Here is an 8,106-nt window from a genome sequence, read left to right as displayed (position 1 = left end):
CGCATCATGTCCATCATGCGCAGCTCGAGGGCGCGAATTTTTTCTCGCATCATTTCGGCTTGGCGCTCTTGCAAGCTGATGGCGCGGTGGCTGTGCGGGCTGTTGAGCTTGACAGCAGACAACAGCTCGGCATGACGCTCGAAAAAGTCAGGCGTGTTCACCAAAAAATTGGCAATGTCGTCTTCGGTGATGGGGTTCATGGCAGGGTGGGTCATAGGGTGCTAGGTAAGGTAATTTCGCCGCTGAAAACTGTGGTGGCTGGACCGGTCATGTGCACGGGTGTGTCGCCACCCTGCCACTCAATGGTGAGGATGCCGCCGTGCGTGTGCACGGTCACGCGGGGGTCAAGCAAGCCCCAGCGAATGCCAGTCACCACCGCTGCGCAAGCGCCTGTGCCGCAGGCGAGTGTTTCGCCAGAACCGCGTTCAAACACACGCAAGCGCACGACGCTGCGGCTGAGCACTTGCATAAAGCCTGCATTCACGCGCTTGGGAAATGCTGCGTGGTTTTCGATGAGGGGTCCTTGCACCAGCACAGGAGCGGTCTCAACGTCGGCCACCACTTGCACCGCATGTGGGTTGCCCATGGATACCACGCCCACCTTGACCGAATCGCCATTGCTCAGTTGCAGCTGCCATTGGGTGTCGTTGAGCGCTCTAGCGTATGGAGGTGCAAACGGCACTTGAGGCAGGTCAAGCACAGGTGCGCCCATGTCCACCGTCACTTGGCCGTCTGGCATTTCTTGCAGGGTGATGACGCCGCCATGCACTTTGACGCGCACCGTGGTTTTGTCAGTCAAGCCTTGCTCGCGCACAAAGCGCACAAAGCACCGCGAACCGTTGCCGCACTGCTCCACCTCACCACCATCGGCATTGTGGATGACGTATTCAAAGTCGACATCAGGCTGCGGCGCAGGACGCACGCTGAGAATTTGATCTGCACCGACGCCAAAATGGCGGTTAGCCAGAAAACGGTAGTGGGCGGGCGTGAGATTCAAACGCTGGATGGTCTCGTCCAAGACCACGAAGTCGTTGCCAGCGCCCTGCATTTTGGTGAAGCGAATTTGCATGCGCTGATTATCGGGCACTGCGACTGTCAACTTGTGCCCTCTTCGTCAATCACCTAGAGGGTCAAAGATTGCTCAGCCCATTTCCTAGCTTGACCGAGCTCACCGCCACAGATGCGGCTGAGCTTGGTCGCTAGAAATAAAAGCGATCACTCTGCTTTGATGTTGTTGTCGGCAATGAGCTTTGAATACTTGGCACTCTCTGACGCCAAGAAAGCCTTGAACTCATCTTGTGACGTTGCGAGGGCTTCCACGCCCAAGCCGGCAAATCGTTCTTTGAGGTCAGGGTTGGCCATGATTTTGACCAAGGCCGCGTTGTAAGCATCCACAACGGGTTTGGGTGTGCCAGCTGGCAAGAACACACCCCACCAATTGACCGCCACCAAACCTGGCAAACCTGCTTCGGCAAAGGTGGGGATGTCGGGCATCATGGGTGAGCGCTTGGCGCTGGTGATGGCCAGTGCACGAAGACGACCTGACTTGATGTGCTGACTGACTGGCAATGCATCGGACAACATCATGTCAATCTGACCAGCCAACAAATCGTTGACAGCCAAGCCACCGCCCTTGTAGGGCACGCCAGTCATTTTGATGTTGGCTTGTCGCATGATCAGCTCACCACCCAAATGGGCCATGCTGCCGGGGCCACTGGTTCCAAAATTCAAACTGTCGGGCTTGTTACGGGCCGCTGTGATGAGCTCGTTCAAGTTTTTGAAAGGTGATGCTGTGGGTACAGCCAAAATATTGGGCCCCGTCGCTGTCAGTGCCACAGGGATGAAGTCTTTGTCCATGTTGTAAGGCACTTTGGAGATCAGTGGGTTCACGGCGGCAGGGCCTAAGTTACCCACCACAAAGGTGTAGCCATCCGCCGGTTGACGTGCCGTGAATTCCATGCCGATAGAACCAGCAGCACCAGGCTTGCTTTCGATGATGACGGGCTGACCCCAGTGCTCACTGAGCTTTTGTCCCATGATGCGGGCCATCAAATCTGAGCTTCCGCCTGCGGGATAAGTCACCACCAACTTCACAGGTTTATTGGGAAAGTTTTGGGCAAACGATGGCAAGCACAAACAACTCACCACCACCGCAAGGCCAGCATAAAGACTCTTCTTCAAACGCATTGACAAAATTAAACTCATCAGGTGTCTCCTTGGTTTCATAGTTAGGGAATATTGTTAGATCAATTGATCTCCAAGTTGCTATATTACAGAATCCAAACCATTTTTAATGAGTATTTACCCATGCTTCATGCCCCACAACCTGCTTCGCGTGCTGACCAAACTTTGTCACACAACATGAAATTGCTAGCCCACCATGAGCTGGCAGGCTTTGGGGGCTTGGGAGAGGGGATGTCGATGCAAATGACCGCCGACGGGCGTCGCATCTTGTGGCTCGCGCATGAGTCAGCACCGAAAAACTTCTCGGGCGTCGATGTGACAGACCCCGCAAACCCCAAGCTGATTGTGCAAACCGAGTTGCCGCACATGAAACTGCGCTCCAACTCGCTTGACGTGGTGGGCGACATCATGGTGGTGGCTTACCAAGCCAGTACGGTGGGCATCAAGCCTGCAGGTGTTGATATTTTTGATGTGAGCACACCAGAAACGCCGCGTCTGCTGTCTCATTTCGATTGCTCGGGCCCACATTCACGCGGCGTCCATGCCGTGTGGTTTGTGGATGGCAAATACGTGCACATGTCTTCGGGTGCCGCAGACTTTCAGCCGCGCAACCCTTTGGATGATCAGTTCTACCGCATCCTCGACATCTCTGACCCCACCAAGCCTGTTGAAGTGGGCCGCTGGTGGTATCCCGGCACACGAGAGGGCGATGAGGCGCCGCCTCCACCCAGATTGCCCAAACAATTCGACACGGGCTTTCGCACGCACAACACCAATGTGTTTCCCGAGCGTCCAGACCGCGCGTTTGTGGGCTACATCGACGGCGGCGCGGTGGTGCTAGACATCTCAGACATGAGCAACATCCAGGTGGTGTCCCAGTGGAACCATTCCCCACCCTTCAATGGATTTACGCACACCGTGCTTCCCCTGTTCGATCGTGGGCTGTGGATTGTCAGTGACGAATGCGTGCAAGACAACGGGGCTGATTGGCCCAAGCTGGTGTGGGTCGTGGACGCGCGCAACGAAGGCAACCCAGTGCCGATTGGCACTTTTCCAGCGCCCTCTTATGAAGCGTTCGCCAAGCGCGGAGGACGGTTTGGTGCGCACAATTTGCATGAAAACTTGCCCGGCCCCACCTCATTTCGCTCAGACACCATCATCGTTGGCTCGTTTTTCAATGCGGGTGTGCGTGTGTACGACACCAGCAACCCTTACCAAGTGCAAGAGATTGCTTACTTTGTACCCGGCGCGCCCAAGCTGTCGCCCGCTGGTGCGATTCAACTCAATGATGTCTACGTCGACGACAGGCGCATCGTCTACACCGTGGACCGTTTCACGGGCGGTTTGTACATTCTTGAAATGAACATTTGAGCGGGAGCGCTGTGACTTGGTCGCGTGACGCATTGGCCGGAAAAATCCCAGTGACCTTGGTCACTGGATTTCTAGGTAGCGGAAAAACCACCCTCATCTCCAAACTGTTGTTGCATCCGGACATGCGGCGTGTCGCCGTGGTGATCAATGAGGTGGGCGAAATAGGCATTGACCATGACTTGGTCACCATGTCGTCAGAAAACATCACCTTGCTGGCGAATGGCTGCATTTGCTGTTCGGTGCGAACCGATTTGCAAGAAACTTTGCGCGATTTGTTTGCCCAACGTCGCGTGGGTGAGGTGTTTGATTTTGACCGCGTGATTGTGGAAACCACAGGCTTGGCCGACCCCGCGCCGGTGGTGCAAACACTGGCTAGCGATACCCTGCTAGAAGCACATTACCGCTTGGATGGTTTGATCACGCTGGTCGACGCACTACATGGTGCAGGTCAGATCCAGCAACAAACTGAAGCCATCAAACAAATCGCGATGGCTGACAAAATCTTCATCACCAAATCCGACTTGGCGAATGAGGGCGACATAGAAATACTGTCTGGGTTGATCCGTGATCTGAATGCGCAGGCACCCATCGCTTTCATCCACAACGGGGAGCTTGCCCCCTGCGAATTGATCAATTTAGGGCTGTCCAGTGCCCGCGCCAGCGACAACACTCTGCGCTTTTTAGGCGAGTCCTTGAATGCCACACACGCACCGCAAGAAGGTGGGCGCTATTTGGGGCAAAGGTCTGCCTCTCACGACGCATCTGTGCGAACCTTGTCATTGCGATTCGACCAACCCTTTGCGTGGGCTTCTTTCACAGCGGCTCTTGAGTTGTTGACCACCTTGCGCGGACCCGACTTGCTGCGCATGAAGGGCATTGTGAATGTGGAAGGCGAGCCCGTGGTGGTGCAAGGCGTGCAACACATTTTTCACACCCCCGTGAAGATGGACAGATGGCCCAGTGAGGATAGAGACTCAAGGCTGGTGTTCATTGTTCGCCACATAGAGGCCGATATGATTCGGAACTTATTCCAAGCGGTTGGGGCCATCTCCAACACCAGCCAACCATGACTTCCCCAGTACGTGAGACCCATCAGCATGGAAGGCGGCGCTCATTCGCCAAACAATCCCAGACTTTTTTTTAGGAGAACAACATGACACATCTTTCACTCAACCAAGCCAACCTCATCATCCAAGAGGCATGCAAAGCCGCGCGGGCCGCCAACTACAAACCCATGGGCGTGGCCGTGCTCGACGCATCAGGGCAATTGGTCGCATTTGGCCGTGAAGACGGTGCGAGCATGTTCAGATTTGACATCGCGCGCGGCAAAGCATGGGGCGCTGTGGGCATGGGTGCATCCAGCCGCGTTTTGGCAGAACGCGCCAAAGACAACCCCAATTTCTTCATCACCTTGGCGGCCACTGCCGAGGGTAAATTCTTGCCTCAACCTGGCGCAGTCTTGATCAAAGACAGCCACGGACACATTCTGGGTGCTGTGGGCGCGAGCGGCGGAACCGGCGATGAGGATGAAATCATTTGCACGGCTGGCGTTCATGCAGCAGGCTTGCGCACTGATTAATCAACAAGGAATTCACATGACATTACTTTTCCCAGCCAGCCCCACAGTCACGGTACCCATTCTGGGCGAAGCTGCGCAGATGCCTATCCACCGCATCTATTGCGTGGGCCGCAACTACGAAGATCACGCCAAAGAGATGGGCTTCACAGGACGCGAGCCTCCCTTCTTTTTCATGAAGCCCGCAGATGCGCTGGTGGTGGTGCCAGAAGGCACAACAGGTGACATGCCTTACCCCTCGTTGACGGCCAATTTGCATCACGAGATCGAACTGGTGGTGGCCATCGGCAAAGCAGGCAAAAACATCAAGGCGGCCAACGCCATGGAGCATGTGTATGGCTATGCCGTGGGCTTAGACATGACGCGTCGCGATTTGCAAAACGACATGAAGAAACAAGGTCGCCCTTGGTGCATTGGCAAAGCCTTCGACTTCAGTGCACCCATGGGGCCCATCACGCCCAAAGCACATGCCGGCGCAATTGAGCATGCAGCTATTCAACTCACTGTCAATGGCGATGTACGCCAAAAAAGCAGCATTGAAAAATTGATTTGGAACATCAACGAAACCATTGAACATTTGTCTGCCGCCTGGCAACTCGAACCAGGCGATTTGATCTTCACGGGCACCCCAGAGGGTGTGAATGCCGTGAAGTCAGGCGACGTGATGGAGGGCTCAGTCGCAGGACTTGCCACCCTCAGAGTTCACGTTCGATAAAGAGACCTAGAGCGCAGGCAGCGGCATCTTGGCACCAGCAGGTGCTGGGGTGCACGCGCCATTCATGAGCACGGACAGCATGGTGTAGTAGCCCACGATGCCCAGCAAGTCAACGGCACCATGCTCCCCAAAAAGCGCAATGGCCTGGGCCCACGTAGCGTCTTTGATTCTTTTGTCCACCAGCGACTGCACCGTGAAGTCAAACACCAGTTGCTCATCCGTTTGGATGAATGGTGGCGGTTGATTCAATCCAATCGCCTGAACAATCGATTCGCTGATGCCTTCACGAATGGCTATAGGCGCATGAATGGCCCATTCCACCTCTTGCGACCAATGGCGTGCGGTGACCAATATGGCGAGCTCTGACAAGCGCATGCCGATGGCGCTGCGGTAGCGCAAGTACTCACCCATGCGCTGCGCATGGGTGCACAACTCGGGACTGCGAAGCAGTGGAATGAAGGGCTCTATCAAGCCTCCACGCGGGCCACGGATGATTTCATCTGCACACTCGCGTTGCGCTGGATTCCATTGAGCCTGAGGGATGAGAGGTAAACGATCTGGGGTCATGTTGAATTTTCTTTAAATACTGATTGATGCCCATAGCGGCCCAAATCAATCGCCGTTTCATGAATGGCTTGATGTTGGCGCTGGTTCATCGGTTGGGGTTGCCCATCCGGTGACTTGATATAGCTACCCAACCAACGCGCGCGGTGAACGGCTGATTGTCCCGCAGGCAAGCGGACTTTGGCATACGCTGCAAGTGCAGTTGCATTGGCTCCGCGGGTGCGAATAGCGTCGGCAAGTGCCACTGCGTCTTGCGACGCTTTTGCAACGCCCATGCCAATATGCGGGCGCGCCACAAATGACGCATCTCCCATCAATGCCACGCGTCCAACATTCACCGTGTCTGATGCCACATCAAAGATGGGCTGGAGAAAAGGCTGTGGGGTTTTTTCAAGAATCTCTGCAAACTGCGGTGACAACACACGCCGAGCCTCTTCGCGCACTTTTGCCAACTGTCGCCAATCTACTTTGTGTGGAGGTATGCCCAATGGATAATGCACGCCGTCCGCATCTGTGAGCAAAGCTTGTAACTCTTCGCCCTGCGCCGCCGGGCGATACCAAACAAAGTTGTAAGCGCGATGTCCGCGGGTCGTGTCATTGTCCGATCCTGCAACTGGATAGCCAATGATTTGTTCTTCGGGCGGCACGCAAAAGCCAAAGTAATCAAACAAGGTAGTCCGCGTGAGACTCGACAACAGAGACTCATCACACACACCGCGCCAACCTACGTAGCCCGCGTATTGAGGTTGGACTTGCGGAAACAACTGCTGCCTGACATTGGAGCGAATGCCATCACTCGCGATCAACACATCGGCTTGCCAAGTGGTTTCTTTGCCATCGGTGGTGGCAAGCGCGTGCACGCTGTTATCTCGCTCCTCAATGCGCGTCACAGTGACACCTTGGTGGTAACGATCTGCAGGAAAAGCACTTTTCAAAATTTGATACAAGCGACTCCACGAGGTCAGTACTTGGGGCATATTGAATGCAATCAAGCTTTTGCCTGATTGATCCAACAAGACACGCCCTGGCACTTCGACTCCGAGAGTGGCTTGCACATCTAGTCCGGCGCGCTCAAGCGAATTGACCAACACGTCGTGCGAAACAATGCCAGCACCGCGCCCGTTCATGGAGCCATTTACTTTTTCTAAAACCTCAACATCGTGACCATCTTGATGCAACATATTCGCAACGAACAAGCCTCCTAATGAGCCCCCAATCACCAGAATACGTGCCATCAGAAAAACGCCTTAAGCCGTAAGTGCTTGCTTTTCAGCAAAGGGATAATTTAGCTCGACGACGATGCCATTGGGATCTTCTAAAAACAGCTGATGCAAACCCAGGCCTGGCACGTCACGGCGCCGCGGCTCAACAGCCTTCAATTGCAAACGCTTGAGCATGTCCGACAAACCCGTCGCGAAAAACGCTACATGATCCAATGCGCCGCTGCCCTGCAATTGATGCGCATCACGATCGCCCAAGTAGCCAGTCAAGCCAGCGCTGTCATTGGGATCAATCCCAATAATGTGAACTGCTGCATTGGCATAGTCAGTCAATGGCCCTTGATAAAGCCAGTACCCTGGAAATGGAAAGTCAGGCCTTGGACCCTCATGTAAACCCAGTACCGAGACATAAAAGTCTTTGGTTGCAGGCAAATCAAGTGTACGAATTGAAAAATGATTCAAAGACAACGTCATTG

The 8,106-nt window shown here is 54.6% G+C and carries 10 protein-coding genes; 4 read left to right on the top strand and 6 right to left on the bottom strand.

The window, feature by feature from the left end; translation table 11 throughout:
* From V7Q41_RS08835 to V7Q41_RS08825, 3 genes are all read right to left on the bottom strand, one after another.
* Nucleotides 1-215 (bottom strand): DUF484 family protein (locus tag V7Q41_RS08835; RefSeq protein ID WP_333845445.1); only part of this gene is annotated, 215 nt, incomplete at its 3' end.
* Complete coding sequence (gene dapF, locus V7Q41_RS08830) at nucleotides 212-1,069, bottom strand: diaminopimelate epimerase (RefSeq protein WP_333845450.1); 858 nt, start codon at nucleotides 1,067-1,069, stop codon at nucleotides 212-214. The genes dapF and V7Q41_RS08835, both read right to left, overlap by 4 nt.
* Nucleotides 1,070-1,215: 146 nt before the next feature.
* Nucleotides 1,216-2,205, bottom strand: a complete 990-nt coding sequence (locus V7Q41_RS08825; RefSeq protein WP_333845444.1) for a Bug family tripartite tricarboxylate transporter substrate binding protein — start codon at nucleotides 2,203-2,205, stop codon at nucleotides 1,216-1,218.
* A gap of 102 nt (nucleotides 2,206-2,307) precedes the next feature.
* Here V7Q41_RS08825 and V7Q41_RS08820 point away from each other — a divergent pair, with 102 nt between their 5' ends.
* The 4 genes from V7Q41_RS08820 (at nucleotide 2,308) to V7Q41_RS08805 (ending at nucleotide 5,846) form a co-directional block, all read left to right on the top strand.
* Nucleotides 2,308-3,555 carry an LVIVD repeat-containing protein gene (locus V7Q41_RS08820; RefSeq protein WP_333845443.1) on the top strand — a complete coding sequence of 416 codons (1,248 nt, stop codon included), beginning with the start codon at nucleotides 2,308-2,310 and terminating at the stop codon, nucleotides 3,553-3,555.
* 50 nt (nucleotides 3,556-3,605) lie between these two features.
* Nucleotides 3,606-4,625, top strand: a complete 1,020-nt coding sequence (locus V7Q41_RS08815; RefSeq protein WP_333845442.1) for a CobW family GTP-binding protein — start codon at nucleotides 3,606-3,608, stop codon at nucleotides 4,623-4,625.
* 83 nt (nucleotides 4,626-4,708) lie between these two features.
* Entirely contained in the window at nucleotides 4,709-5,134 is a 426-nt protein-coding gene (locus V7Q41_RS08810; RefSeq protein ID WP_333845441.1) for a GlcG/HbpS family heme-binding protein, read from the top strand.
* Nucleotides 5,135-5,150: 16 nt separating this feature from the next.
* Nucleotides 5,151-5,846, top strand: a complete 696-nt coding sequence (locus V7Q41_RS08805) for a fumarylacetoacetate hydrolase family protein (protein WP_333845440.1) — start codon at nucleotides 5,151-5,153, stop codon at nucleotides 5,844-5,846.
* Nucleotides 5,847-5,852: 6 nt separating this feature from the next.
* On the opposite strand, the gene V7Q41_RS08800 is transcribed toward V7Q41_RS08805, so the two are convergent.
* Genes V7Q41_RS08800 through V7Q41_RS08790 form a run of 3 tightly spaced genes read right to left on the bottom strand, consistent with a single transcriptional unit; the run spans nucleotide 5,853 to nucleotide 8,104 of the window.
* A complete protein-coding gene (locus tag V7Q41_RS08800; protein ID WP_333845439.1) occupies nucleotides 5,853-6,413 on the bottom strand; it encodes a carboxymuconolactone decarboxylase family protein in 561 nt (186 codons plus the stop codon).
* Complete coding sequence (locus tag V7Q41_RS08795) at nucleotides 6,410-7,645, bottom strand: FAD binding domain-containing protein (RefSeq protein ID WP_333845438.1); 1,236 nt, start codon at nucleotides 7,643-7,645, stop codon at nucleotides 6,410-6,412. Before V7Q41_RS08795 ends, V7Q41_RS08800 begins: the two co-directional genes overlap by 4 nt.
* A 12-nt stretch (nucleotides 7,646-7,657) precedes the next feature.
* Nucleotides 7,658-8,104 (bottom strand): VOC family protein, encoded by a 447-nt coding sequence (locus tag V7Q41_RS08790; protein WP_333845437.1) that lies wholly within the window; start codon nucleotides 8,102-8,104, stop codon nucleotides 7,658-7,660.
* Nucleotides 8,105-8,106 lie beyond the last annotated feature (2 nt).

It is taken from the genome of Limnohabitans sp., from assembly GCF_036804465.1.
Classification (GTDB): domain Bacteria; phylum Pseudomonadota; class Gammaproteobacteria; order Burkholderiales; family Burkholderiaceae_C; genus Limnohabitans.
The sequence above is the reverse complement of the archived record's forward strand: the minus strand, read 5'-3'. Positions and strand labels throughout refer to the sequence as shown.